The organism is Mycobacterium parascrofulaceum ATCC BAA-614 (assembly GCF_000164135.1).
Classification (GTDB): domain Bacteria; phylum Actinomycetota; class Actinomycetes; order Mycobacteriales; family Mycobacteriaceae; genus Mycobacterium; species Mycobacterium parascrofulaceum.
Window position 1 is genome coordinate 1 of record NZ_GG770636.1, and the last position, 935, is coordinate 935.

At 76.6% G+C, this 935-nt stretch carries 1 protein-coding gene; it reads right to left on the reverse strand.

Features of this window, described 5'->3' with window-relative positions; translation table 11 throughout:
* The coding region (locus tag HMPREF0591_RS29955) for a GTP-binding protein (RefSeq protein WP_007172648.1) at positions 1 to 837 on the reverse strand (837 nt) is incomplete at its 3' end.
* Positions 838 to 935: the final 98 nt, after the last annotated feature.

Below are 935 nucleotides of genomic sequence, written 5' to 3' on the forward strand. Positions count from 1 at the left end.
CGACCCGACGTGCAGCACCAGCTGGCGGTGCAGCCCGGCCGCCGGCCGCAGGGCGACGTCGACCTCCGCGGTCTCCAGCCAGCCGCCCGGCGTCCGGACCGTGTCACCCCGGCCGATCTGCGCGCGGTCCACGCCGCGCAGGTTCAGCGCGACCCTGGACACCGGGCCCACCGCGTCCGCGGCGCGGCCCAGCGATTGCAGCCCGCGGACCGTGACGCGGCGGCCGGCGTGTTCCAGCTCGTCGCCCACCCGGATGGTGCCGGCCGCGAGCGTCCCGGTCACCACCGTGCCCGCGCCCCGGACGGTGAAGCTGCGGTCGACCCACAGCCGCACGTCGGCGCCCGCGTCCGGGACCGGCAGGCGCTCGGTCAGCGCCAGCAGCTCCGCCCGCACCCGTTCCAGGTCGGTGCCGATCACGACCGGCGAGCCGGCGAGCGAGGTGGTGGCCAACCGTTCCCGTGCCTGCTCGATCGCCGGGCCGGGGTCGGCGAGGTCGGCCTTGCTGATCACCAGCAGCCCGTGGCGGACGCCGAGGGCGTCCAGCGCGGCGAGGTGCTCGTCCGATTGCGGCATCCAGCCCTCGGTCGCGGCGACGACGAACAACACCGCCGGCACCGCGCCCACCCCGGCCAGCATGTTGGCGACGAACCGTTCGTGGCCCGGCACGTCGACGAACGCCAGTCGGCGGCCGGCCAGCTCGGTCCACGCGAAGCCGAGGTCGATGGTCAGCCCCCGGCGCCGCTCCTCGGCCAGCCGGTCCGGCCACATGCCGGTGAGCCGCTGCAGCAGGGTGGATTTGCCGTGGTCGACGTGCCCGGCGGTGGCTAGGACGAACATGCCCGCACCGCGGCCGCGAGCAGCGCGTCGTCCTCCGGCGCCACCGTGCGCAGGTCGAGCAGGCACCGGCCGGCCTCGAGGCGGCCCACCACCGGCGG